This is a genomic window from Chloroflexia bacterium SDU3-3, assembly GCA_009268125.1.
In the GTDB taxonomy this organism is placed as follows: domain Bacteria; phylum Chloroflexota; class Chloroflexia; order Chloroflexales; family Roseiflexaceae; genus SDU3-3.
In genome coordinates this window covers 390,106-414,572 of the sequence record WBOU01000005.1, presented here as the reverse complement: position 1 = coordinate 414,572, position 24,467 = coordinate 390,106, and the positions used below count along the sequence as shown (strand labels likewise).

14 protein-coding genes are annotated in these 24,467 nt (G+C 67.7%); 11 read left to right on the top strand and 3 right to left on the bottom strand.

The genetic code is table 11. The features are described 5' to 3' along the window. Positions 1-311: 311 nt before the first annotated feature. From F8S13_10955 to F8S13_10940, 4 genes are all read left to right on the top strand, one after another. Positions 312-3,458 carry an efflux RND transporter permease subunit gene (locus tag F8S13_10955; protein KAB8143514.1) on the top strand — a complete coding sequence of 1,049 codons (3,147 nt, stop codon included), beginning with the start codon at positions 312-314 and terminating at the stop codon, positions 3,456-3,458. A gap of 26 nt (positions 3,459-3,484) precedes the next feature. After that, positions 3,485-5,008 (top strand): biotin/lipoyl-binding protein, encoded by a 1,524-nt coding sequence (locus F8S13_10950; protein ID KAB8143513.1) that lies wholly within the window; start codon positions 3,485-3,487, stop codon positions 5,006-5,008. A 3-nt stretch (positions 5,009-5,011) separates the two neighbouring features. Further along, positions 5,012-5,443 (top strand): response regulator transcription factor, encoded by a 432-nt coding sequence (locus F8S13_10945; protein KAB8143512.1) that lies wholly within the window; start codon positions 5,012-5,014, stop codon positions 5,441-5,443. A 112-nt stretch (positions 5,444-5,555) separates the two neighbouring features. After that, positions 5,556-6,029, top strand: coding sequence for an Appr-1-p processing protein (locus F8S13_10940; GenBank protein KAB8143511.1), 474 nt, complete (start codon positions 5,556-5,558; stop codon positions 6,027-6,029). An 837-nt stretch (positions 6,030-6,866) separates the two neighbouring features. Here the strand turns inward: F8S13_10940 and F8S13_10935 are convergent. Then, positions 6,867-7,244 (bottom strand): DUF1294 domain-containing protein, encoded by a 378-nt coding sequence (locus tag F8S13_10935; GenBank protein KAB8143510.1) that lies wholly within the window; start codon positions 7,242-7,244, stop codon positions 6,867-6,869. A gap of 144 nt (positions 7,245-7,388) precedes the next feature. Between F8S13_10935 and F8S13_10930 the strand changes: the two genes are divergently transcribed. The 6 genes from F8S13_10930 to F8S13_10905 all read left to right on the top strand — a co-directional run bounded on the left by F8S13_10930 (position 7,389) and on the right by F8S13_10905 (position 17,329). Continuing rightward, positions 7,389-7,670 (top strand): PspC domain-containing protein, encoded by a 282-nt coding sequence (locus F8S13_10930; GenBank protein KAB8143509.1) that lies wholly within the window; start codon positions 7,389-7,391, stop codon positions 7,668-7,670. Between the two features lie 536 nt (positions 7,671-8,206). After that, complete coding sequence (locus F8S13_10925; protein KAB8143508.1) at positions 8,207-9,763, top strand: hypothetical protein; 1,557 nt, start codon at positions 8,207-8,209, stop codon at positions 9,761-9,763. 42 nt (positions 9,764-9,805) lie between these two features. After that, positions 9,806-10,462, top strand: a complete 657-nt coding sequence (locus F8S13_10920; protein KAB8143507.1) for an intracellular protease/amidase — start codon at positions 9,806-9,808, stop codon at positions 10,460-10,462. A 126-nt stretch (positions 10,463-10,588) separates the two neighbouring features. After that, entirely contained in the window at positions 10,589-12,973 is a 2,385-nt protein-coding gene (locus tag F8S13_10915; GenBank protein ID KAB8143506.1) for a hypothetical protein, read from the top strand. Then, positions 12,970-15,129, top strand: a complete 2,160-nt coding sequence (locus F8S13_10910; GenBank protein KAB8143505.1) for a glycosyl transferase — start codon at positions 12,970-12,972, stop codon at positions 15,127-15,129. The genes F8S13_10915 and F8S13_10910 overlap by 4 nt, the downstream gene beginning before the upstream one ends. A 25-nt stretch (positions 15,130-15,154) precedes the next feature. Continuing rightward, positions 15,155-17,329 (top strand): phospholipid carrier-dependent glycosyltransferase, encoded by a 2,175-nt coding sequence (locus F8S13_10905; protein KAB8143504.1) that lies wholly within the window; start codon positions 15,155-15,157, stop codon positions 17,327-17,329. Positions 17,330-17,416: 87 nt separating this feature from the next. Here F8S13_10905 and F8S13_10900 read toward each other — a convergent pair whose 3' ends face one another. Continuing rightward, positions 17,417-18,958 carry a glycoside hydrolase family 43 protein gene (locus tag F8S13_10900; GenBank protein KAB8143503.1) on the bottom strand — a complete coding sequence of 514 codons (1,542 nt, stop codon included), beginning with the start codon at positions 18,956-18,958 and terminating at the stop codon, positions 17,417-17,419. A gap of 126 nt (positions 18,959-19,084) precedes the next feature. Then, positions 19,085-20,911 carry a glycoside hydrolase family 3 protein gene (locus tag F8S13_10895; GenBank protein ID KAB8143502.1) on the bottom strand — a complete coding sequence of 609 codons (1,827 nt, stop codon included), beginning with the start codon at positions 20,909-20,911 and terminating at the stop codon, positions 19,085-19,087. Positions 20,912-21,624: 713 nt separating this feature from the next. Here F8S13_10895 and F8S13_10890 point away from each other — a divergent pair. Continuing rightward, a complete protein-coding gene (locus F8S13_10890; protein KAB8143501.1) occupies positions 21,625-23,865 on the top strand; it encodes a HAMP domain-containing protein in 2,241 nt (746 codons plus the stop codon). The last annotated feature ends 602 nt before the right edge of the window (positions 23,866-24,467 follow it).

Here is a 24,467-nt window from a genome sequence, read left to right as displayed (position 1 = left end):
GGCTCCCCCAACCCACACAGAGCTTCCCCCAACCTACACAGAGGTTCCCCCAACCCACACAGAGGTTCCCCCAACCTACACAGAGGTTCCCCCAACCCACACAGAGCTTCCCCCAACCCACACAGAGCTTCCCCCGACATCCAACCCTTCGCGCCACAAACACTTCCACCCACGTACGACATTTGTCCTAGACACCCGCCGACCAAGGCGGGCGTTTGTCGTAGGGCAAGATCGGCGCATGTCCGCTGAAACAAAGGCCATGGCGGAGTATCCTACCCTCAGTTAACCTGAAACAGGAGAGGCATTCCGCCGTGAGCACGCCCGCCAACAAAAAGTATACGCTCAATGGTAACGCCGTCGCCGACTTCTCGATCCGGGAGCCGATCCTGATCCTGATCGCGATGGCCGCCATTGTCACCCTTGGCATTGCGGCATTCATCCGTCTGCCGCTCTCGCTGCTGCCGCCATCGAACGAGCCGACGATCGTGGTGCTGGTCAGCTACCCGGGGGCCAGCCCGCAGACCATGACCGACGAGGTGGTGAAGCCGATCGAGGACCAGATCGCCACGCTCGATGATGTGGACAAGGTGATCGCCCGCTCGCAGCAGGGCATGACCGCAATCATCACCCAGTTCAAGATCGGCGTCGACCTGAACGCCAAGCAGCAGACCCTGCGCGAGAAGGTCAACCTGGCGCGGCTGGGCATGCCGCTGGGCGTGCTGGAGCCGAACTACCAGCAGTACGACCAGAACCAGCAGCCCATCCTGGTGCTGGCCCTGAGCAGCAGCGGCGACCGCACGCCCGAGAACCTGCACCAGCTGCTCAAGGACACCATCACCCCCGAGATCCAGACCGCCGACGGCGTGGCTGGCGTGATCATGGTGGGCGGGCGCGAGCGTCAGATCAACGTAGAGCTAAGCCTTGAGAAGCTCCAGGCCCTGCGCATCCAGCCCGCCGAGGTCGACATGTCGATCGCGGCGGCCAGCCCCTCGCTCTCGCTGGGCGACGCCACGGCCAACGGCCTCGACTACCGCCTCAGCACGCCGGGCGCGTTCAGCACCCCGCAGGACATCGCCAATGTGCCGCTGAGCCTGGGCGACTACCGCGTGGGCGACGTGGCCACGATCGTGGACAGCCACGCGCCGATCGACACCTACACCCGCCTGAACGGCACCGACTCGGTGGTGATGCTCATCCAGCGCGAGTCGACCGCCAACACCGACGACGCCGCCAAGGCCGCCATGGCCAAGCTGAACACCGCCCTGGCCGCCTACCCCGATGTGCACTACACCATCGTGCAGGATCAGGCCGAGGAGGTGAAGCAGAATGTGGATGGCGCGCTGGAGGATGTGGCCATCGCGGTGGTCTTCGCCGTGCTGGTGGTCTGGCTGTTCTTTCGCGACATCCGCCACACCGTGGTGACAGTGTTCGGCATGCCGATCATCATCGCGGGCACCTTCATCTGCATGTACGCGCTGGGCCTGACGCTGAACATTGTGACGCTGCTGGCGCTCTCGGTGTCGGTGGGCCTGGTGATCGACGACGCGATCGTGGTGCGCGAGAACGTGTTCCGCAACCTAGAGCTGGGCTACCCGCCCATGCTGGCCGCCAGCCGTGGCGCGGCCCAGGTGGTCGGCTCGGTGGTGGGCATGACGCTCACGATCATCGTGGTGTTTCTGCCCTCGATCAACACCCCCGGCGTGCCTGGCATGATCTTCACGGCCTTCTCGGTGGTGGTGATCAGCGCCATGGCCGTCTCGCTGTTCGAGGCCTTCACCAGCGGCTCGGTGGTCTCGGCGCTGTGGCTGAAGCCCGCCAAGGGTGTGCCCCCGATCGAGACGATGGATGGCGAGGACGACGTGACCAAGGAGCACATCCAGGACACGCGGCTCAACCGGGTCTACCGCCGCGCCCTGGTCTGGTCGCTGCACCACCGCGGCCTGGTGATGCTGGGCACCGCGCTCATCCTGGTGCTCACCGTGGTGCTCTCGATCGGGGTGCGCTACACCTTCCTGCCGCTCGACCAGAACAACCAGGTGGGCATCTCGTTCCAGATGGAGCCGGGCACCCCGCTGGACACCACCGACCAGCAGGCCCGCCAGGTCGAGCAGATCCTGCGCGACACGCCGAATGTGAAGAACGTGTTGACCGTGGTGGGCAGCCTGGAGGGCAAGGAGCACGCCTTCTTCTTCGTGACCTACACCGGCAAGCAGAAGGTCGAGGCCTTCGAGGACGCGCTGCGGCCCAAGCTGGCCGGGCTGCCCCGCCTGGCCTTCTCGCTCACCAACTACGAGAGCAGCGCCATCACCGATGTGCTGGTGCGGCCCATCCAGGTGCAGATCCGCAGCCAGGGCCTGAGCCACGCCCAGCTTGAGCCGTATGCCAGCCAGCTGCGCGCCGCCTTCGCCAAGGTGGAGGGCCTGGGCGATCTGGACAGCAGCTACACGCCCGGCGTGCCCGCGCTGGAGTACCGCATCAAGCCCGAGGAGGCCAGCCGCTACGGCATCACCAACGCCACCCTGGGCCTGACGATGCAGACCCTGGTGAACGGCACCACGGTGGGCCGCTACCGCGAGGACGGCCACGCCTACAACATCTCGGTGCGGCTGCGCGAGCAGGACCGCCAGAGCGTGGATGCGATCAGCACGCTGCGCATCCCCACCGGCAAGGATCTGGTGCCGCTCAGCAGCATCGCCACCATCCAGCCCACCGCCGAGCCGCTCTACACGCTGCGCGCCGACCGCACCAACGAGATCCTGCTGTCGGGCAACAACGTGGGCCGCAATATGAACCAGGTGATCGCCGACATGCAGCAGGTGATCGCGCAGAACCCGCCGCCCGCTGGCGTGGATGTGACCTTCGGCGGCTTTACCTTCAACCAGCAGCAGCAGGGCTACAGCAGCCTGATCAACACCATCGTGATCTCCATCCTGCTGATCTACCTGGTGCTGGCCTGCATCTTCCGCTCGCTCAGCCAGCCGCTGGTGCTGATGCTGGCCATGCCGCTCAGCCTGATCGGCGCGGTGGTGGCCATCCGCATCTGCAACCTGGAGGTGAACATCGTGACGATGGTGGGCCTGCAGATGCTGCTGGGCCTGGTGGTGAAGAACTCGATCATGCTGATGGAGTACACCAACAAGCTGCGCGAGGCGGGCATGAGCACCTACGACGCGCTGATCAAGGCCGGGCAGGTGCGCATGCGCCCCATCCTGATGACCTCGGCGGCGATCATGAGCGGCAACATCCCCACGGTGATGGGCCTGGGCGCGGGGGCCGACCTGCGCCAGGGCCTGGGGATCGTGATCGTCGGCGGCATGATCTCATCCACCGTGCTGACGCTGCTGGTGGTCCCTGCGGCCTACAGCGTCTACGAGTCCGCCGTCGAGCTTTTTGGCAAGAAGTTCCACCGACACGGCGACGAGGCCGCGATCTCCGAGCAGTCGATCCAGCAGGCATAAGTTCTGTGCGAAAGGTGAGAGAAACCATGCGTAGCGCAAAGCACTATGTTCAGATAACCGCAACGCTGGCGATCAGCGCCAGCATCCTGGCGGCCTGCGCCACCGCTCAGGCCAGCCAGCCCGCAGCCCAGCAGCCCACGGCAGCGCCCGTGCCCACGCTGCTGCCGCCCACGCCGCTGCCCACCAGCGCGGCAGGCCCCGACGCCCTGCCGGTGAGCGGCACCGGCAGCGTGAAGGCCGCGCGCACATCCTCGCTGTCGTTCATGGCGGCGGGGCTGGTGCAGCAGGTGCTGGTGAAGGAGGGCGACGTGGTGAAGCAGGGCGACCTGCTGGCCACGCTCGACCCGCGCCCCTTCGACAGCGCCATCGCCCAGGCCGAGGCCGACGTGGCCGCCGCCACCGCCGCCAAGTCGGCGCTGACCGAGTCGCCCAACGCGGCGGATGTGCAGGTGGCCAACGCCAACGTGCAGGCCGCCCAGGTGCAGGTCAAGCGCGCCGCCAACCGCGACGAGCAGGGCGCGACGGCGGCCAGCAGCGCGGTGGAGGTTGCCAAGAACAACCTGCAGGCCGTGCGCGACGAGCTCTCGCGCGCGAAGACCCAGGCCGAGGCCCGCATGCAGCAGGCCACCCTGCTGCTGACCCAGGCCCAGGCCGCCTACTCGCAGGCCAAGGCCGAGTGGGAGTACGTGCAGGAGACCGGCAAGGCCCCGCAGCTCTCCTCGAATGTGACCGCCGATGTGAATGGGAATGTCCCGCACGTGGCCCAGGGCGAGGTCGGCACGATCGACCCCAAGGTCGGCAAGCTGAACGACACATCCAAAAAGGCCTACTACAACCGCTACGTCAGCGCCGAGGCCTCGCTGCGCCAGGCCGAGGAGGCTGTGCACCAGACCCAGGTGGACTTCGACACCGCCCGCCAGCAGGAGGTGACCGGCGTGCAGAGCGCCGAGCAGCAGGTGACCCAGGCCCAGGCGGCGCTGAACCTGGCGCTGGTGCCCGACGACGCCACCCAGAAGGCCGAGGCCGAGGCCGTGCTGGCCGCCGCCCAGGGCGCGCGCAACCGCCTGAACCCCAGCCCGCGCGCCTCATCCAAGGCCGTGGCCGAGGCCAACCTGAGCCGCGCCCAGGCCGCCCTCGAAGAGGCCAAGCTGGCCCGCGAGTACGCCGAGATCCGCGCGCCTTTCGACGGCACCATCACCGCCATCAACCTGCACGAGGGCGAGGTGGCCGGCCCGCTGCCCAGCGTCTCCACCAGCCAGACCGAGCTGCCCACCGTGCAGCAGTCGATCGAGCTGATCGACGCCAGCGTGCTGCGCTTCGAGGTGCCGGTGGATGAGACCGACATCGGCAGGCTGCGCGTGGGCCAGCGCGCGACCGTGGTGCTGGATGCCCTGGCCGACACCCCGCTGGATGGCACGATCTCCTACATCGCGGCCACCGCCCAGCAGAACGTGAAGGTGCGGACCTACCTTGTGCGGGTTGACCTGAGCGCACCGGGCAACGCGCGAGACGGCATGAGCGGCCAGCTCTACATTCCGGCCAAGAAGTAGCCGATGGACGCCAAGGCCGGACGGTTTGGGTGCGCCAGAAAGGCTGGCAGAACAATGCAGCGGCAACTTCGTGTGCTGATCGCCGATGATACGCCACGGGCACGCTCGGGAATGCGCGCGGTGCTCGAACACACGCCAGATATCGCCGTGGTGGCTGAGGCCGACAACGGCGTGGACGCCGTCGACCGTGTGGAGACGCTTCAGCCCGATGTGGTGCTGATCGACGTGCGCATGCCGATGCTGGATGGCCTGGAGGCCACCCGCCGCATCAAGGGGCGCTGGCCCCAGGTGCGGGTGGTGGTGCTGACGCTCTACGAGACCTACCACGCCGCCGCGCTGGCCGCCGGTGCCGACACCTTCCTGCTCAAGGGCTGCGCCACCGCCGACCTGCTCGATGTCATCCGCGCGCCGGATGCCAGCGCCACAATCTGCTAGCGAACACGCACACGGCCTGGGGATGGCGATCCTTCCCCAGGCCGTGGCGTATCCAACGCGCGCGGGATACGATCTCCTCTGCGAAACCACATTAGACAGAGGGAACAGCCTTATGATCACCTTCGCCAGCGGCGACCTGCTCCAGGCCGAGGCCAGCTATATCGCCCAGGGCGTCGCCATCGGCTCGCAGGAGGGGCTGGGCACCGGCCTGGCGCTGAAGATCTCCACACGCTGGCCCGATGCCCAGCAGCAGTTCAAGCGCCACACCCGCAGCGCCAGCTTCGGCGGCGGCGACATGTGCGTCATCCCGCCCACCGCAGAGCGCCCCGGCATCATCTATATCGCCACCCAGCCCGACATGTACCACGCGACGCTGCCCTTCCTCAATCGCGGGCTGCGCAATCTGGCCAAGCACTGCGCCAAGCGGGGCATCCCCAGCGTGGCGCTGCCGAAGATCGGCGCTGGCCTGGGCAAGCTCGACTGGCAGACCCAGGTCAGGCCGCTGATGCTGCAGCACCTGGCCAGCGGCGCGACCCAGTTCATCATCTACGAGGACTTCCGGCTCGAGCACGAGCGCGGCGAGTAGGGTCTCTTATGCCTAGGGCTGTCCGTAGGCAATGCTTGGAGCGTTGCACGGTCGGCCCTGCGCGTGTGGCATACGGGATGGCGACGTTTGGTGGGTGGATGCCCTGTGCGGGCGGCACCAAGGGCTCCGCGCCCTTGGAACCCCGCCAGGGGAGTGGCCCCTGGACGCCAATGTTGGGCGTTCCTATGCCGTTCGCTGGCCGCTATTGTTTGTGCATATGGCCAGCAAAACACCAGCGGCACCTTCGCCGCATGGGCCGGGTGGATAGGTGTCGGTGATGAGCCGCATTGCGGGCATCGCCCCCGGCCCGATGATCGCAATGATTCGCAACGGGTGTAGGGGCGGACCTGGTGTCCGCCCCATTGCAATGCGCCGCGTGCATCGAAGCCCGATCCGATGCTTACGGCGCATCCCGATGCGTTCCGCGCCGCGTTCATCGTACGCATCGCACGGTATCCGATGATACCGATGAAACGCGGCGTGGGCGGACACCAGGTCCGCCCCTACGGCCATGATGCCATTGCGCGCATGCCCGGCACGTCGTTTCATCCCGTGGAGCGCATCCTGCGACGCCCCGCCCAAGAAAGTGACACCTGCTGAGGGCATCGCCCCTCGGAACCCCAATTTGGGGCGTTCCTATGCCGTTCGCTGGCCGCTATTGTTTGTGCATATGGCCAGCAAAACACCAGCGGCACCTTCGCCGCATGGGCCGGGTGGGTAGGCAACTGCTCCCTATTCCCTGCCCCCTTTCGTTCCCTTCGTGTCTTGGAGCCTTCGTGGTAAAACGGTTCTTTTCCCCCTTGGTGTCTTGGCGTCTTGGTGGTAAAGTGTCAGCCCCTAGGCCCACCATCGCCACCACGCCGCCGCCAGCCACACCACGGTGGCTAGCGCCAGCACCAGCGTAAACGACTGGTGCTGGGTCTTGTGGCGGAACACGCCGCGCCCCAGCCAGGCCCCGAACACCCCGCCCACCAGCGCCACCCCGTGCAGCACCAGCTCGGGCACGCGCCCGCCTGCGGCCTTGGCCTGGCGCTTGTCGAAGCCGTAGAGCGCGAAGGCCACCACGCCCCATCCCAGCAGCCAGGCGGCCAGCCAGTCGATCTTGGCGAACAGCGCGATGCCCAGGGCCAGGCCCAGCCCCAGGCCCACGGCGATGCCGCCAAACTGGCGGTAGGGCGAGCGGCGCGGGCGGCGGGCGGCAGATCGTCGTGTCATGGTCTCCTCATTCGATTCAGAACATGCCCGCGCCGATCAGCGGGCCGCTGCAACAATCCCCCCTGGCCTAGCGTACCACTAGCAGGAACACAAGCGGCTGAATGTTCGAGCGCTTCGCTCGTAGCAGCAAGAAGGAGAAAAACAATGCAGGGCCAACTTCGGCGCAGCAATGATAAGATGCTCGCAGGCGTGTGCGGCGGGATCGCGGAATATTTTAACATCGATCCGGTGATCGTCCGGCTGGTGTTCGTGCTCGCCACGCTGTTTATGGGCTTCCCGGTCATCATCTACCCCATCCTGTGGCTGGTGATGCCCGAGGCCTACCGCAGCACGCCACCCCAGGTGGTGCATATGGTGCCCGACCATCCGCGCCCCGTGGAGCAGTGGCACTACGACCCGGTGACGGGTGAGCGCATCCAGCGGTAGCCCCAGCGGCGCATCCTAAACTAAGCGAGCAGGCCGGAGAGCAGATTTCGCTCCCCGGCCTGCTCTATTTTCTGTACCACTTTTTGTGCCGATCTCCGTACCACAAATCTTGTCGACGAGCGCGCCGCCAGATCCTACTATGCAACTACACCAGGCAGCGCTAGAAAGCAGCAGGATTACGGAGAGGGTATGTGCACGTTCCTTAGGCAATATGCCCAGTCTGCCCCTTCATATGCCAAGCCCCCCGAGCTGTCATTTACGCTTGTGCTTCGCAACGATGTGCCCGCTGACTACGCGTGGTACATCGAATCGGTTGAGCAGCCGCTCACCTTCGCCAGATCGCATTCAAGCCTCGGGTGCCGCATATTGAGCTTTACTGCACAGCGCCCCTGTACCACCGCCACGGTCTGGGTGAAGCTGATATGCACCCACAATCCGCTCCTGCCGTCAGCTAGATGTAGCTCCTGTACCTTCTCGATGGGGTAACCCCCACAGCCCCAACCGGCTACAGACATGGTATCAGGCCCATAGTGTGTATGGGCGCACGCCCAGGGAAGTCAGAGCGTGCCAGTAGCACAAGGAGACAGACAATGGAGATTTCAGCCGCAGCAGGGAAAACCGTGCAGGCTTTTGCCCCCGCACGGACGCTCGCCCCCAGCACCGAATCGTATCACCGAGCGAGGCAGATCATCGGCTCAGTGCTTGAGACGCTCCCATCATCTCAGCGCTGGCACACTCACCTCACCAATGAGCTTATGCCCTTCTGGATGATGGAGGAGGCCAAAGGATGCCCCCATGGCAACTTCCCCACCTACCGCACGAATGAGGGGAAACTTTTCGACTCCTACTGCCCCCCAATCGAGTTCTGCACCCCGGTCGATGGGATTGTCTGGCTAGATCGCCAGCATATCCGCACTCAGGCCCGCCAGACTTATGTCTATGGCGTTGCCTACCACGTCACAGGAGATCGCAAGTACCTTTATCTTGCTCGTGCCGGGGTCGATTTCTTTCTAGAGCACGCGCTTGACCCAGACGGCCACCCCTATGAGTACCTGCTGACACAGGAAAATGATCGCGGTGCCCCTGGCCCAAAGCAGCGCACCAGCCAGAGCATGGCCTATGCCCTGATGGGCATAGGGTTCTACTACTATCTCACCCACGACCCCAAACTCCTTGACCCCATCATCTCGATCAAGAACTATATTTTCTCCACCTATTTTGATGAAAATCTTGATCTCTTCCAATGGGTGCTGGAGCCATCGCCAGATGGCGATACACCTGATCAAAAGGAGCTTGTAGCCCAGCTTGACCAGATCTTCGCCTATATGATCTGGCTCGCACCTGCGCTGCCGCTGGGCATCCGCAAAGAGTGGTTTGCGGATATGGATCATATCGCAAAAATCATTATCAGCCAGTTCTATGGCCCGCAGCATCAGCTGTTCTGGGGGTCGATCACATCGGTGGACAACGAGCGCTATGGCCAGCCGCACACCGACTTTGGGCACTCGGTGAAAACCTTCTGGCTGCTCCACCAGCTGGGGAAAATGCGGGGCGATCTGTTCCTCAACACCTTTGGGGCCAACCACGCCGCCCATATCCTCAGCGAGGCCTTCTTAGAAGATGGCACATGGGCGCGCATGCTGAAGCCCTCGGGGGCGCACGACTGCGACAAGGAGTGGTGGATCTGCGCTGTGCTCGATCAGACAGCGGCCACGCTTGCGCTGCTCGACCCGGGGTTTGCCAGCTACCTGACGTCGACCTACGCATGCTGGTTTGACTATATGGTGGACAAAGAGCACGGTGAGATCTGGCACTATGTGGACTGGCAGACCAAGAAGCCGGTGATAAACTTCCCCAAGCAGCACGCGTGGAAAAACGGCGAGCACTCGCTTGAGCACATGCTGGTGGCCTATATTACCACTCACCAGCTGCACCGCGAAGTGCTCCCCCTGTACTACGCCCTGGAAAACCAGAGTGATCTGGTTCAGCCTTACTCATTCCTGGCGCGGGAAGCTGGCCGCCAAACGCTCGATTCAAAAGAGCACGACCATCTCCCGCCTACGTGCCAGATCACATTTACCGATATTCGTTAAAGATCAGGGTGCGATTCAAACCCACCCTCACAGAGGCAAATTATGACCTATCAGGTGCTGAAGGGTATGCGGGTTGCCGTTCTTTTAGACACCGAATATATCCCCGCAGAGATTGATTACTATCAGGTCGGTTTCTCAGTGCTGGGGGCATCCGTCGATTTCCTCTCGAATCTTTGGGGCCAGCCATCCCGAACGATTGTGAGCGATGTGGATGCTCTGGGGAAGCCAGTATGCTCAATGGAGATCGAGAAGGATATCAAAAGCTGCCATCCAGAAGACTATGATATTATTCTGATGGCTGCGAACTACTGTAGCGTCCGCCTGCGCGAGATCCAACCAATGGGTTCACTCAGCAGCATCGAGGGCATCCAGTCGCCACCTGCCGTTCAGTTCTTTCGGCAAGCGATGCTCAACACCCGCATCATCAAGGGCGCACTCTGCCACGCGCTCTGGATTTTGACCCCATGCCCCGAGGTGCTCCAAGGGCGGCGGGTTATCTGCCACACGGTCGTGCTGGCCGATGTCCACAACGCAGGTGCCATCTTCGTCCCGGATCCAAGCCATGTGGTCGTCGATGGTGATCTTGTCACCGGACGCTCCGCAGCAGATATTGGCCCCTACTTCAACGCCGTGGTGCATCAGGCGATACGCGTCCGCGCGGAGGCTCCGTCGCACCATTGCAGCGCTACCCCTCGGTAGCCCCGTTGCCCGCCCCGCGCCTTTGTGGTACATTTGCGCCTCTGTAGTCCGTACATAGTGCGTATGCCCACCGGGCGCGGGCCGCGACCGCCCGCCCCATGCCCCACGGGCGGCGCGGAAGATACCATGGACACACTCCGTCGCTCGCGGTGGCTGCCGCTGGCCCTGGCGCTGGCCGCCGCGCTGGCGCTGCGCCTCGCGCTGTGGGGCCGCATCCCCCGCACCGGCCTGATCTCGGATGAGGGCGAGTACCTAGCCGCCGCCACATGGCTGGCCCAGGGGCGCGGCTTCAGCTGGTACGCGGGCTACCTCTGGACCCGCGCGCCGCTCTACCCGCTGTTTGTGGCCGCGCACCTGCGGCTGTTCGGCCCCTCGCCCGCGCCCATCTATATCAGCCAGACGCTGCTGGGGCTGGCCAACGTGGCCCTGGTCTACCTGCTGGCGCTCCAGCTAGTGCCCGGCCCGCGCCGCACCCTGGCGGCCTTCGTGGCCGCGCTGCTGATGGCGCTGTACCTGCCGCTGGCACTCTACGCCCAGGTGCTGCTCTCCGAGACGCTGTTTCTGACCTTGCTGCTGGGCGGCTTCGCCTGCCTGCTGGCCGCGCGGCCCACGCGGCGCGGCCTGCTGCTGGCGGCGGCTGGCGGCGCGCTGTTTGGGTTGGCCACGCTCACCCGCAGCCTGGCGCTGGGCTTCGCGCCGCTGGCCGCGCTGTGGCTGCTGCTGGCGCTGGGGCCGGGCTGGCGGCGCGGCGCGGGGCTGCTGGGGCCGCTGCGCGAGAGCCTGCGCGGCGGCTGGCGGCACGCCGGGCTGTTCGCGGCGGCGATGGCGCTGGTGGTGCTGCCGTGGGCAGCCTACAACAGCGCGCGGGTCTACGGCGGGCTGGTGCTGGTGGACACCACCGGCGCGTTCAACCTGATGCTGGGCGCGCGCACCGCCTACGATGGCCAGCGCCAGGATGCGCCGCCGCGCAACTTCGCGCTGGCGCTGCTGGGCCAGCTGCCCGCCGACCAGCTCACGCTCTACCGGGGCGCGGGTCTCGACCAGGGCGGCTCGTGCCTGCTGGGGCAGGGCGACCAGCGCATGCAGCAGGCGCTCGACCGCGCGCCGGTGCCCCAGGCCACCGTGCAGCAGCTGATGACCGCCGAGGGGCTGTGCCTCATCCAGCGCAGGCCGCTGGCCTTCGCGGCCAAGTCGGCGGGCGAGCTGCTCGACTTCTTCCGCATCAACTACAGCGGCGACGAGCGCTTCACCGACGGCTTCGCGCTGGGGCGGCTGCCGCGCTGGTACGCGCTCACGCTCTTCACGCTGGATGACACGCTGTATGTGCTGGCGCTGCCGCTGGCCGCGCTGGGCTGGGCCGCGTGCGCCGCGCAGGGGGCGAAAAAGAAGCCCTGGCTGGTGCTGCTGTTCTGGCTGTTCAACATCGTGGTCGCGCCCGTGCTGTTCGCGATCAACCGCTTCCGCCTGCCGCTGCTGCCCTTCGCCTTCATCTTCGCGGGCTACGCGCTGGCCCTGCTGCCCGCGCGCCTGCTGCGGGTGCGCCCGCTGGCCGCCGCCGTGGCCGCGCTGCTGTTCCTGCTGGCGGCCACGCCCTACGCCTACCTGGAGCCGGGCCAGGGCGACTCGGCGTGGGCCTCGTACCTAGGCCGCTACCCGTCGAGCGCGGCCAGCACCGGGCTGGCGCTGGCCGCGCGGGATGGCTACCTGGCCCAGGAGCGCATGCGCCTGGCCCTGCGCGCTGGCGACGGCGCTGCCGCTGCGCTGGCCCGCCCCGCCGAGCTGCGGCTGAGGCGCGCGGGCAAGACCCAGGCCATGAGCGACGCCCAGATCGTGGACGCGCTGGCCGCCGCCGCCCAGGGCCGCGCCGCCGAGGCGCTGGCCGCGCTGCCCAGCCAGCAGCAGATCGCCGCCGCCAAGGATGTGGAGGCCGCCGTGGTGCGCGGCGACCTGCTGCGCACCCTGGGCCGCGAGCAGGAGGCCAACGCCCAGCTCACCGAGCAGTTTGTCGATGACGCCAACCCCGTGCAGTGGGCCTGGGACTGGCTCGACCCCGCGCCGACCACCCTGATCAACGTGGGCGGGAATCTGGATGTGGGCTACCTGCGCGGCTGCTACCTGGGCGAGAGCATCCGGGGGATGGACACGGGCAACTACCGCTGGTGCAGCGACGGTGCGCAGCTGCGCTTCCCCGCCGCAGGCACGGGCGCGGCCCAGACCCTGGTGCTGGCCGCCGACGGGCGCGGCTGGCAGGGCTTCGGGGCCGCGCCGCCGGTGCGCGTGCTGCTGGGCGAGCGCGAGGCGGGCAGCTTTACGCCTAGCATGGATGCACCGCAGGAGTTCCGCGTGGCGCTGCCGCCCACCCCCGCCGGGCAGGATGTGGTGATCACGCTGCGCACCGCCACCTTCATCCCCGACGCGGGCGACTACAACCGCCAGCAGGGCGCGCTGGCCGGGCAGGTGCGCCAGCTGGGCGTGCGGCTCGACTGGGCCGAGCTGCGGGGTGCGCCGTGAGCCGCCGCCGCGCGCTGCCGCTGTGGCTGGCCTACGCGCTGCTGTTCGCGGCGGCGCTGGGGCTGCGGCTGGCCGTGTGGCGCTGGCGCGAGCCGTACCCGCTGAGCGGCGACGAGAGCGAGTACTGGCAGCAGGCGCTCACCCTGCTGCAGCAGAAGCAGTACGTCGAGCTGCGCCTGATGCGCCCGCCGCTCTACACGCTGTTCCTGGCGGGCTGCATCTACCTGTTCGACTCGCTCATCCAGAACGTGCGGCTGGTGCAGGCCGTGGTCAGCACGCTGACGATCTTCCCCGTGGCCGCGCTGGCCCACGAGCTGGCCCGCTCGCGGCGGGCGGCGCTGCTGGCCGCGCTGCTGTTCGCTGCCAGCTACACCCTGGCCGCCACCGCCACCGAGCTGCTCACCGAGACGGTCTTTCTGTTCGGGCTGAGCGCGGTGCTCTGGCTGCTGCTGCGCTCGGCGCGGCTGCTGCGCGAGGGTGGGCAGCGCGGGCCGCTGGTGTGCGCCGCGCTGGCCGGGCTGGGCGTGGGGCTGCTGGCCCTGGTGCGCTCGGTGGCGCTGCCGCTGCTGCCGCTGGGCGCGGTGTGGCTGCTGGCCCAGCCGGGTGCGCCATTCGCCTCGCCGCGCTGGCGCTGGCTGGCCCGCCGCGCCGCGCTGCCGCTGGCCTTCGCCGCCGCCGCGCTGCTGCTGATAGCGCCCTGGGCCGCCCGCAACACGCTGGCCTACCACGCGCTCATCCTGATCGACACCACCGGGGCCGAGAACCTCTGGCTTGACAACAACTTCTCCGCCGCCAGCGCCGACGACCCGCTTGGGCGAGATGCGGCCAAGGCCCAGCTCTACGCTATGGAAGAAGATCGGGCTGGGCGGCAGCAGCTGGCCACGCGGCGCGGCGTGGCGGAGATCGCCGCGCATCCGGCCATGTTCGCCCAGAAGCTGTGGGGCGAGGCTAAGAAGTTCTTCGCGCTACAGCACTTCGACGAGCTGCGCGAGAAGCGGGCGATCTGGGTGCCGCCCGCCGAGGTGTGGGCCAAGCTGCTGCTGGGCGATGGCGTGTGGCTGGCGCTGCTGCTGGGCGGGCTGGCGGGCATGTGCTTCTGGCCCGGCTGGGGCCAGGCGCGCAGGCCGCGTGGGCTGCTGCCCTGGCTAGGCGCGGCCCTGGCCGACCAGCGCACGCTGCTCGCGCCGTGGGCCGCCTACATCCTGCTCACCTCGCTGCTGTTCCACGTGGAGCTGCGCTACCGCCTGCCGATCTACCCCGCGCTCGCGCCCTTCGCGGGCTGGGCGGCGGCGGCGCTGCATGGCCGCTGGGCCAGGCCCACGCGCGGGCGGGTGGCCCTGGCCGCCGCGCTGGCCGCATCCGCCCTGGCGCTGATGCTGCTGCACCGGCCCTACCTGGCCGAGGCCTGGATGCTGGCCGACAAGCACATTGCGCTGTGGGAGGCCGACCGCGCCCTAGAGCGCGGCGACTCCAGGGCCGCCAGCCGATCCGCCGCCTACGCCCTGGCCATGGACGACACATCCGCGCTGGCGCGGGTGGCCCAGGCCCGCGCCGCGCTGCTGGCGGGCGACCGCGTGGCCGCCGAGCGGGCTATGGATGCGGCCATCGCCGCGCTGGGGGCGCACCCCCAGGCCCACCTGCTGCGCGGCGCGCTGCTGCGGCACCAGGGCGACGCCCAGCAGGCCCGCGCCGAGCTGGCCTACGAGACCGCGTCGCTCCAGGATCTGCAGGCCTGGTCGTGGGATGCCTTCGCGCCGCTGGGCGGGCCGCCCGCCGCGCTGGATGTGGGCGGCGGCCTCGATCTGGGCTACCTGCGCGGCTTCTACCCCGCGCAGGGCGGCTACCGCTGGAGCACCGCCCAGGCTCAGGTGCGCCTCGCCCGCCCCGGCGCGGCCCGCGTGCAGATCGATCTGGCCCCAGGCCGCCCCAGCGCCGCGCCGCCCCCTACTATCTTCGTGTACAATGGTGGCACCGAAATTGGACAGATCACCCTGCGCGATGGCTGGCAGCAGGTCGTTTTTTCGCTTGAATCTACGACCGATGTCCATACTATCACGCTCCGAACCACGACGTTCCGCCCCCGCGATCTCGACCCAGCCAGCGGCGACAGCCGCCAGCTCGGCGTGATGGTGCGGCGGATCGAGCTGGTTCCCTAGTCCTTTTGGAAGAACGGGGCCTGCCATGATTGCGACCCAGCGAACCGAGAGACCGCGCGCCGGAGCGCTTCAGCACGCCTACCATCGGCTGCGCGACATACCGCTGCCCACCTACTGGCCACTGCTGGCCGCGGTGGCGCTGGGCCTAGCGCTGCGCCTGATCATCTGGCGCGGGCCGCTGCACCAGCTGGCCAACGACGAGGTGGAGTACGTCACCGTCGCCCGCGACCTGCTGGCCGGGCGCGGCTGGGTGTTCTACGACCACTACCCCTGGCTGCGCGCCCCGCTCTACAACCTGTTCCTGGCCGCGTCGCTCTGGCTGGCCCAGGGCAACCTTCATCTGGCCGCCCTGCCCAACATCCTGCTCAGCACCGCCAACATCGCGCTGGTCGCCCGCCTCGCTCATCGGCTGGTGGGCCGCCGCGCCGCGCTGCTGGCAGGCATGATCATGGCCGTGCTGTGGACCAACGTTACCTTCGCCAGCCTGTACATGGCCGAGACGCTCTGCACCTTCTGGCTGACGGCGGGCATGCTGTGCCTGCTGCGCTGGGCGCGCGGGCGGCGCGCGGGCGCGAGCCTATGGTGGCTGGTGGCGGGCGGCACGGCTCTGGCGCTGGCCGCGCTCACGCGATCTGCTGTGCTGCCCTTTGTGGGGCTGTCCGCCGTGTGGCTGGCCCTCCAGCACCAGCGCGGTGCGGGCCAGTGGCGGCGCGTGGCCGCACCGGCGGCGCTGCTGCTGGCGGCGGCGCTCACCATCGCGCCCTGGGCGGCCCGCAACTATCTGGCCTATGGCCGCGTCATCCCGATCGAGACCGGGCTGGGCTACAACATGTGGGCCTTCAACGAGCCGCGCGAGGAGCTGCCCGCGATCGGGCGGGCGTTAAAGCAGATCGCCAACCCCGCCGAGCGCAACGACTACGCCATGGCGCGTGGCATGGAGCGGCTTCGTGAAGATCCGGCCATCCTAGCCCGCAAGCTCTGGCCCAACTGGGTCTACCTTACCCGCATCAAGCCGATCGAAGACCGCTTCGTGCTGGAGAGCTACTACCTAGATGTGGCGCTGCCGCAGTTTGTCGCCGGGATCGTGCTGGATGACATGCTGTACCTGGCGGTGGCGCTGGGCGCGCTGGCCGGGCTGCTCTGGCGGCCAACGCATGCCGCGCTGGCCCGCGCGCGCCGGGGCCGCGCCCTGGCCTGGGCCGCATCGCCCAAGGCGCTGGCGCTGCTGTGGCTCGGCTCTAGCATCGGCAGCATGCTGCTGACCCATGGCGAGGGCCGCTACCGCCACTTCCTCTTCCCCGTGCTCATCCCCTACGCCGCTTGGGCGATGCGCAGCCTGCGCCCGCGCTGGCGCGGCCTGGGCGCGGCCACGCTGGCGCGGCCCGCCGCCTTCGCGCTGTGCGCCGGGCTGCTGGCGCTGGCGGTGCTGCCCACCTACCCCTACGCATGGGCGGGCCAGAATCTGGCGCGGGGCGGGCGGCAGCTGGCGGGAAACGTGGCCCTGGCGTTTGGCAGCCAGCAGGCCGCGCTCGATCTCTACCGCCAGGCCGCCGAGCAGAGCCAGAGCAGCGACGCCTTCCGGCGGCTGGGCGACCTCGCGCAGCGCCTCGGCATGCCCGAGCAGGCCGAGCAGGCCTACCGCAAGAGCCGTAGCCTGGCCCGTATGTGGGTGGCCCCTAGCGCTAGCCTGGCCAACCTGCTGCGTGCCAAGGGCGACGCCGCCCAGGCCGTCGACGCCTTCGACGGCTTCCACTCCGATGAGCGCGATATGCTCGACTGGTCGTGGCGCAACCTGCCCGTGGCCGATCGCTCGGCGCTGGATGTGGGCGATGGGCTGGACTTCGGCTATGTCTCGGGCGTCTACCCCGCCGAGCAGACCCAGGGCGCCACGGCGCGCTGGACCAATGGCCGCGCCCTGCTGCGCCTGAGCGCGGGCGCTGGCCCGGTGCGGCTGCGCATCCGCATGGCCGCGCCCCACCCCACCGGCCAGGTCGCGGCCACCGTCTGCCGAGGCGCGACATGCCAGGAGGTGGCGCTCGACCCGACATGGCGCGTCTACACGCTGTTCTTCCCGGCCAGCAGCGACATGGTCGAGATCCGCAGCCCCACCTTCCAGGGCGGCGACCGCACGCTGGGCGTGCTGCTCGACTGGGCCGATCTGACCCCTGAGCCAGGCCAGCTGGCCAGCGAAGAGCGCTAGTCTCGATCTCCACAGCCGGTTGTTTTGGCCGTGTCGATGGCCGAGGGGCAGGTGGATGCGAATCCCGCCTGCCCCTCGGCCATGTGGCTACTCGCCCGCGTAGTCGAACCACGCGAAGTCGGCGGGCGCGGCGCTGGGCCTCCCGCCGCCCGTGGCGAACAGCGCGAAGTACACGCCGGTGAAGCCGCCCGCCACCTCGGTTGAGAGGTAGCGGGTCTCGCCGGTGGCCAGCACCTGCTCGTCGCCGCCCGCTGGCTGGATGGCCAGCGTGTACAGCTCGGGCGTGGCCCGCACGTGCAGCGCCACCGGCCCTGGCGCAAGCTCGGCGCTGGCCACCACCGCCGCGAGACTGCCGATCCGCCGCCGCACGATCGCGCAGCGCCGCCCGCCCTGGAGCGTCACCGCGAGGTCGTAGTGGTGGGTCGGGTTCATCCAGATCGTCAGGCCAGCCTCCTCGCCCTCGGCGGCGGGGCTGAAATCAAGCTCGGTGGCCGCCGCGCAGGCCAGGTGCTCCTGCCGCCGCCCCACGAAGGTCACGGGCGGGCCATCGTCCAGCGTGGCCGCGCCGCCCGCCAGCCGCAGCGCGCCGGGCCGCGCAGCCAGCGACCACGCGCCCGGCTGGGGCGTGCCGATCTGGTTCCACTCCAGCCCCAGCTCGGCCCCGTCGAAGTCATCGCGCACTGGGTGCGCGGGCCAGGGCGCGGGTGCGAGCTGCGGGGCTTCCAGGCCCTCGGGAAGCCGCCCGCCACGCCCCACGTGGGGCCAGCCGCCCTCCCAGCGCACCGGGGCGAGGAAGGTCTCGCGCCCGATGTGGTAGCAGGGCGGGTAGCCCACGGGCCGCACGCCCAGGCACACCATCCACCACGTGCCATCGTGGGCCTGCACCAGATCGCCGTGGCCCAGCGCCTGGATGTCGCTGGCCACGCCCCGGTGGGTCAGGATGGGGTTGTGCGGGCAGGCCTCCCACGGCCCCCAGGGCGTGTTGCCGCGCGCGATCGTGATGCAGTGGGCGTACTCGGTGCCGCCCTCGGCGATCATCAGGTAGTAGCGCCCGTCGATCTGGTAGAGGTGCGGCGACTCGGGGTACTTGCCGCCGGTGCCGCCCCAGATCGGGCGCGGCTCGCTGAGCAGCTGGCCGGTGGCGATGTCGATCTCGCTCTGCTGCACGCCCCAGGTTGTGCCGTCGCTGCTGTGCTCGGTGGATGGTGCCTGGAGCACGTAGGTGCTGGTTAGGTAGACGCGGCCATCGTCGTCGAAGAACAGCGAGGAGTCGATGCCGCTCTGCTTCACCCACACTGGCTCCGACCACGGGCCAGCCGGGTCGCTGGCGGTCACGTAGAAGTTGCCGCCGCCCGAGACGTTGGTGGTGACCATATAGAATGTGCCATTGTGGTGGCGAATGGTCGGCGCGTAGATCCCGCCCGAGGGCCGCACGCCATCCAGCGGCAGCTGGCTGGGCCGCGTCAGGCAGTGGCCGATCTGCCGCCAGTGCACTAGGTCGCGGCTGTGGAAGATCGGCACGCCGGGGCAGTACTCGAACGAGCTAGTGACGAGGTAGTAGTCCTCGCCGACGCGGCAGATGCTGGGGTCGGGGTGAAACCCGGTGATCACAGGGTTGGGGATGTGCATAGGTGGGGAACCTGCCTTCTGCGCTGGGCGGGGCGGCGCGGCCCCGCGCAAATCGATTTGCGCTATACTAGCACAGCGGCGCGAGGCATACTGCCTCACGCCGCTGTGCATTGCGTTGCGCTTCTGCTACTTGTCGTAGCGCAGCCCGTGGCCGAAGGGGAACAGCGGCTGGGCCGAGTCGTAGGGCACATCGGGGTTTTGGGCGCGCACCGCGTCCATGGAGCTGGGCAGCTCGAAGGGCAGCTTGCCGCTGGGGCTATGCCGCCCGAAGATCACATCCAGCACCGCCGCGTCGGCAGCGCCGAAGTTGCCCAGCAGCGCCGCGCTGGCCTGCGCCACCTCGGGCATCACGGCGGGCCGGTCGAGATAGATGTCCACCACCGTGGGCACCTGGGCCGCGATCTGCTGGATGTGCGCGATATCCTCGGGCGAGAAGCTCAGGTCGCCCGCGTGGAAGAAATCCTCGATCAGCTGGCTGTTGCGCGGCTCGTAGGGGGTCTGGATGCGCAGGATGGCGAAGTCGGCCTCCTGGGGCGTGGCCACCACCTGACCGTACTGCGCTGCCACCTCGGGGTTGATGTGCTCGACATAAATCTTGGGCTGGCCCTGCAGCGGCAGCACTGGCGCGCCCGCCGCGCCGTTCTTCAGCAGCACCAGCGACTTGCGCTGAGCCAGCTCGCCCGCCGCGCGGAACTCGGCGCAGCCGATGGTGCGGTCGGCGGCCTCGGGATCCACGAAGGGGTTGTCGAACAGGCCCAGGCGGAACTTCTCGCGCAGGATGCGCCGCGCCGACTCGTCGATGCGCGCCTCGCTCACCTTGCCCTCGCGCACCAGGCCTACCACGATTTCGGCGCAGGTCTCGCCGCCGAACTGGTCGACGCCTGCCTCCAGCGCCTTCTGGGCGCGCTCGGGCGGGGTCAGGTGCTCCACGCCCCAGGCCCGGGCCTGCATGGTGCCGTAGCCGGGGATCTCCAGGTCGCACACCAGCTGCCAGTCGGTGCACACGATCCCATCGAAGCCAAACTGCTCGCGCAGCAGGCCGGTGATCACACCCTTGTTGAAGCCGAATCCAACCTCCTCGTGCTCGGTGCCCATCGGCATGCCATAGTAGGGCATGATCTGCGAGGTGCCCGCCTCAAACGCGGCCTTGAAGGGGATAAGGTGGTAGTCGAAGTTCTTGCCGGGGTAGACCTGCTCGCGGCCATAGTTGAAGTGGGGATCCTCGCCGTCCTTCTGCGGGCCGCCGCCGGGGAAGTGCTTGGTCATGCAGGCCACGCTCTGGCTGCCCAGGCTGGCCCCCTGGAAGCCGCGGATGTAGGCCCCAATCATGCGCGCCGAGAGCGCCGCGTCCTCGCCGAAGGTGCCGTTGATGCGCGCCCAGCGCGGCTCGGTGGCCAGATCGGCCATGGGGTGCAGCGCCACGCGGATGCCGGTGGCCACGTACTCCTGCCGCGCGATGTCGCCGAACTGCTGCACCAGCTGCTCGTCGTCCGTGGCGGCCAGGCCGATCGGCTCGGGCCACTGCGAGAAGCCGCCGGAGGCCAGCCCCGCCGCCGGGTTGTGCGAGAACGAGTGGCGCGGGTCGGATGAGATGGTGACCGGTATGCCTAGCCGGGTGCTCTCGGCCAGCTGCTGCACGCGGTTGTACCACTCGGCCCCGATGCGGGCGCTGGGCAGGGCGTGCACGTTGAAGTGGCTGAGGTGTAGCTTTGCGACCATGTCGGTCACCGAGACCTGGCTGAAGTGCAGGTTGGGCGAGAGGCTGCCGTCGGCGGCCACCTCGACCACGGTGTGGAACATCAGGCCGGCCTTCTCCTCCAGCGTCATCTGCGCCAGCAGGTCTTCGACCCGTTCGTCGATGGGCCTGGTCGGGTCTTCGTACACATCCAGCCTGCCATTGCCGTTCAGATCGCGGAACGTCGTACCGTCGTTGGTAGATTGCAGTTTGCTCATGGTTCCCTTCTTTGATTCGGCGCGTGTTTTGCCATGGTTACACGTGTAATCATGCCAAAAAACACCCTCACATCACAAGATTATCCCCATTGTACGAGCGTTTCTGCCAAATGTCTACCGATCGGCGCGGGCAACCGCTTTACCGTCTCACCACGAGGGCGTGAAGACACGAAAGGGAGAAACGAACGGTTTTACTATCAAGACTCCAAGGGAAGAAAAGGTCTCAAAAAGAGCGCAGTGCCAACCTTCCCCACCCTGCCCATGCGGCGAAGGCGCTACGTGCGCAAGCTGGCCATATGCACGAACAATAGCTGCCTGATTTCGGCATAGGAACGCTCAATATTGGGGGATTCGACGGGGGCAGCCACTCACCGCGCAAGAACGATCGCTATCGTTCATGGGAAAGAAGTCCCTCGCTGCCGTGAAAGTGACACCTGTTGAAGGGTACACCCCTCGCGGGGTTCCTAGTGGTTGGCCTCTATGGCAGCCCGCGCAGGGCAGCCACCACACCGGAACCACCGTGCCCCAAGCAGTGTCTACGACCGGCTCCCGCACCACTGGCGGCAATTCCCGCCCAGAACGCACCGCCCTGCGAAAATCACATGTTGCGGGCGAGCGCAAGAGCGTCTATACTATTCTGAGGCACTGTCTCTACTATACGTCGTGCGCGTGCCGCGTTGACATCGCGCATCTTGGCTGTGGGAAATGCACGCATGCAGCTGCTGCACAGTCTGCGATCACATATTCAATACAAGATCATCTTGCCGTTCCTGCTTCTCACGCTGCTGGTGATGCTGGCAGGCTCGGCTGTCTCCGTTCTGTTCCTCACCAACAGCGCGCAGGATCGGCTGAACAACCAGCTGGCCCAGGCCGCCCGCAGCACCAGCGACAGCATCGTCACCCTTGAGCGCACCAACCTGCAGTTCCTGCGCGAGCTCACCTTTGCCCCCGCGAACCCCGGAGCTGGCGCGCGCTCCATGGCCGACGCCTTCGCCAGCGCCAGCGCCGACGAGGTGGCCACGGCCCTGCGGCCCTACTACGACCTGAGCGTCAGCCGCACTGGCGTGCGCGTGGACCGCATGATCGCGTTTGATGCGCAGGGCCGCTCGCTGATCGACTGGGAGCGCGTCGGCGGCAGCCAGGAGCCTGCCGCCACCCCCAGCCGCGATCTCAGGGCGCTGTGGTTTGTGCCCGCCATCCTGGGCAAGCAGAACGATGTGCTGGGCGATAAGTATAGCGGCCTGCTCGACCTCGGCTCGGATCAGAGCCGCTACCTCTTCACCGTCGCGCCGGTGCTGCAGGGCGAGAAGGTGGTGGGCGGCGTGCTGATCGCATCGCGGCTGGATGATATGATCCGCCAGATCGCCCAGGAATCCTCCGCCGCGATCGTCACGGTCTACCGCCCCGAGGATGGCGTCGCCTTCGCAAGCTCGCTGGTGCCCGAGGGCGGCGTCGCCCAGCTGCAGATCGAGCCGCGCCAGCTGGCCACCGTGCAGGATGTGCGGCTGGCCGAGAACCAGTCGGTGATCGACACGCTGCCGGTGAACGCGCGCGACTACCAGTTCGCCTATGTGCCGCTGCGCATCCGTGGCGAGCTGGTGGGCATCGTCTCGGTGTCGCTGGCCAGCGACTATGTGTTTAGCCAGTGGTGGAACGCCTCGGGCACGCTCATGGGCCTGACCATCCTGCTCACGCTGGCGATCATCGGCCTGGGCGTGTTTGTCGCCCGCCAGATCACCCGCCCGCTGCAGGAGCTGGCCTTCACCGCCGAGTCGGTGGCCGAGGGCGACCTCGACCGGCGCAGCAGCGTGCAGGCCCACGATGAGGTTGGCATCCTCTCGCGGTCGTTCAACCGCATGACCGAGCACCTGGTCGATCTGTACGGCGAGGTGCGCAGCGAGTCGAGCCAGCGCGCCGCGATTGTGGAGAGCATCACCGATGGCGTGGTGGTGTGCGACCTCGATGGCCGCGTGATGGTGATCAACAAGGCCATGCGCGAGCTGCTCTCGCTTGCCGAGGAGGACGCGCCGCCCGCGCGCTTTAACGACATCCAGATGGAGCATATGGCCTTCAGCGGCATGTCGTTTGGCGAAAAGCAGTCGCCCGACCTCTTCACCATCGGCAGCCACATCGTGCGCATCTCGGTGGCCCCGGTGGCCACGCCCGAGGGCGCGCGGCTGGGCGATGTATATGTGTTCCAGGATCTCACCAGCGAGGTCGCGATCGACCGCGCCAAGACCAACTTCATCGCCACGATCTCGCATGAGCTGCGCACCCCGCTGACGGTGCTGGGCGGCAGCGCCGACCTGCTGATGCGCGGTTTTGTGGGCGAGCTGAACGAGGATCAGCAGTCGCTGGTGACGGCCATCCACCGCCACGCCACGTCGATGACATCGGTGCTCAACAATGTGATCGTCATCGCTGGGCTGGAGTCGGGCACGCTCGAGTTTGTGTTTGCGCCGCTGCCGCTGCGCAGCTTTATTGAAGATCTGGTCTGGCGGCAGCGCTTCGCCTTCCAGGCAAAATCGCTCAAGGTCGAGGTGCAGATCCCCGAGGATCTGCCCGATGTGATGGTCGATGAGCACCAGATAACCAACGTGATCAACCAGCTGCTCGATAACGCGCGGCGCTACACCGATTCGGGCGGCATCCGCATCGCGGCGTGCCAGGATGGCGACCGCGTGCGGGTGGACATCAGCGATACAGGGCCGGGGATCGACGACGAGGTGAGCGCAAACTTGTTCAATCGGTTTGTGCGGGGCACCGAGGGGATTAACTCACAAGAGCGTGGCATCGGGCTGGGGCTGGCTATCGCCAAGATGCTGCTTGAGCGCCAGGGTGGAACCATCTGGCTGGAGAGCACATCGTCGCAGGGCAGCACGTTCAGTTTCACGCTCCCATGCGCATATGCAGAACCGCAGAACAACAACCAAATCCTCGCTCAGGTCGCGTGACCACGTCACCCTGCTGACCTTGATCATCGCCGCAGTGCTGCTCGCGCTGATCGGCTCGGTCGCGGTGTCGTTTGCGGTGCTGCGCGCGATCCAGCCGAATGGCGCGATCTACCCGCAGAGCCTGCTCTCGAACCTGAAGGCCGACTATAGCGTGTGGCCCGCGGGCGGCCCGATCATCCCCGCGCTGAACCCACGCGCCGCCGAGGCGGCTGCGCGCGATGCCCAGCAGGCCGAGGCCGCGCCGCAGCCCGGCCCCTCGGCCGAGGCCCACGTGGTGCCGGTGGCGGTGCTGCCCACCGCCGAGGCCCCGGCCAGCGCCCTGGCCCTGCTCGACACGCCGGTGCCCACCGCCATCGCCACTGTGGCTGTCGGCAGCACGCCGGTGGTCAGCATCCCCGCCGCATCGGCCACCGCCGACCCCTCCCAGGGCGGCGGCCCCGCCGCCTCGGCAGCGCCCGCCACCGCGCAGCCCGAGCGCGGCGCGACCGAGATCGCGACCGCGCTGCCCCAGCAGCCTACGTCCGTCGCGCCGCTGCCCAGCGCCATGCCTGCCGCCACCAGCACTTCTGCGCCTGCCACCGCGCTGCCCACCGAGGCCCCCA

Bases quoted from the DNA above. Each gene is read 5' to 3' on its own strand.
- F8S13_10940 (KAB8143511.1), top strand. From the start codon at position 5,556: ATGATCACCTTCGCCAGCGGCGACCTGCTCCAGGCCGAGGCCAGCTAT.
- F8S13_10920 (KAB8143507.1), top strand. From the start codon at position 9,806: ATGACCTATCAGGTGCTGAAGGGTATGCGGGTTGCCGTTCTTTTAGAC.
- F8S13_10905 (KAB8143504.1), top strand. From the start codon at position 15,155: ATGATTGCGACCCAGCGAACCGAGAGACCGCGCGCCGGAGCGCTTCAG.
- F8S13_10895 (KAB8143502.1), bottom strand. From the start codon at position 20,911: ATGAGCAAACTGCAATCTACCAACGACGGTACGACGTTCCGCGATCTG.
- F8S13_10915 (KAB8143506.1), top strand. From the start codon at position 10,589: ATGGACACACTCCGTCGCTCGCGGTGGCTGCCGCTGGCCCTGGCGCTG.
- F8S13_10925 (KAB8143508.1), top strand. From the start codon at position 8,207: ATGGGCGCACGCCCAGGGAAGTCAGAGCGTGCCAGTAGCACAAGGAGA.
- F8S13_10930 (KAB8143509.1), top strand. From the start codon at position 7,389: ATGCAGGGCCAACTTCGGCGCAGCAATGATAAGATGCTCGCAGGCGTG.
- F8S13_10900 (KAB8143503.1), bottom strand. From the start codon at position 18,958: ATGCACATCCCCAACCCTGTGATCACCGGGTTTCACCCCGACCCCAGC.
- F8S13_10950 (KAB8143513.1), top strand. From the start codon at position 3,485: ATGCGTAGCGCAAAGCACTATGTTCAGATAACCGCAACGCTGGCGATC.
- F8S13_10890 (KAB8143501.1), top strand. From the start codon at position 21,625: ATGCAGCTGCTGCACAGTCTGCGATCACATATTCAATACAAGATCATC.
- F8S13_10945 (KAB8143512.1), top strand. From the start codon at position 5,012: ATGGACGCCAAGGCCGGACGGTTTGGGTGCGCCAGAAAGGCTGGCAGA.
- F8S13_10935 (KAB8143510.1), bottom strand. From the start codon at position 7,244: ATGACACGACGATCTGCCGCCCGCCGCCCGCGCCGCTCGCCCTACCGC.